Raw genomic sequence first — 1,271 nt, 5'->3', positions numbered from 1 at the left:
ATGCCGGCGAAGTCGTCCGTGGTACGAACTGAACGAACACGCACGTCAGGAGCACGATGAGCCGGATATGGGCGGGGATCGACAGCGGCAAGGGGCATCATCACGGCCTTGCCCTGGACTCGGACGGCAAGACGCTGCTGTCGCGGCGGGTCACCAACGACGAGCCCGAGCTGCTCAAACTGATCGGTGACGTCCTCGACCTGGCGGACGGCCGGCAGGTGACCTGGGCGATCGACATGACCGGCGGCGAGCCCGCGCTGCTGCTGGCCCTGCTGGTCAGCCACGGCCAGGAGGTCCTCTATCTCCCCGGCCGGCTGGTAAACCGCGCCTCCGACGGCTACCGCGGCGAGGGAAAAACCGATGCCCGCGACGCCTACGTAATCGCTGACCAGGCCAGAATGCGCCGCGACCTGAGGCCCATCCGCCCCGGTGACGAAGCCGCCATCGAGCTGAAGCTGCTGACCGGGCGCCGGTCCGACCTGGTCGAGGACCGCACCCGCTCGGTGAACCGGCTGCGGGGCACCCTGCTGAGCATGTTCCCGGCTCTGGAGAGGGCTCTGGACGTCACCAACCTTGGCCCGCTCAAGCTCCTGACCGGGTTCCAGACCCCGGCCGCGATCCGCCGCGCCGGCGTCACACGGCTGACCAAGTGGCTGGCCAACCGCAGCGTCCGCAATGCAAGAACCCTTGCCGAAGCGGCGGTTGAGGCTGCCGGGCGCCAGTACACCGCCATTCCCGGGGAGAAGACCATCGCGAAGCTGGTCCACACCCTGGCCGAGGAGGTGATGACCCTCAACGAGCACATCGCCGGGATCGACGAGCTCATCGAGGGCCGGTTTCGCGAGCACGAACTCGCCGAAATAGTCCAGAGCGTGCCCGGTATCGGCCCGACCCTTGGTGCCGAGTTCCTCGCCGCTGTCGGCGGCGGCCTGGACGAGTTCACCTCCCCGGACGCCCTGGCGGCATTCGCTGGCGTCGCCCCTGCGCCACGGGACTCCGGCAAGGTCAGCGGCAACCTCCACCGGCCCGTGGCTTACCACCGGCGCTTGCAACGCGTTTTCTATACCTCCGCGCTCGTCAGCATCCGTTGCGACCCGAACTCGCGGAAGTTCTACGACAGGAAACGCGGCGAAGGCAAGAAACACGTCCAGGCCGTACTCGCCCTCGCCCGCCGACGCGTCAACGTCCTGTGGGCCCTGATCCGTGACCGGCGGTGCTACGAGGTCACACCCCCCGTGGCCGCAACCGCTTGACAACAACATTAGGAAGCG

General features: G+C 67.8%; 1 protein-coding gene. It reads left to right on the top strand.

Going from position 1 to position 1,271, the window contains the following annotated elements; translation table 11 throughout:
- Window positions 1-56 precede the first annotated feature (56 nt).
- Complete coding sequence (locus AC07DW_RS34535; RefSeq protein WP_478861538.1) at window positions 57-1,253, top strand: IS110 family RNA-guided transposase; 1,197 nt, start codon at window positions 57-59, stop codon at window positions 1,251-1,253.
- Window positions 1,254-1,271 lie beyond the last annotated feature (18 nt).

The organism is Streptomyces sp. NPDC045701 (genome assembly GCF_056432045.1).
The sequence above is the reverse complement of the archived record's forward strand: the minus strand, read 5'-3'. Positions and strand labels throughout refer to the sequence as shown.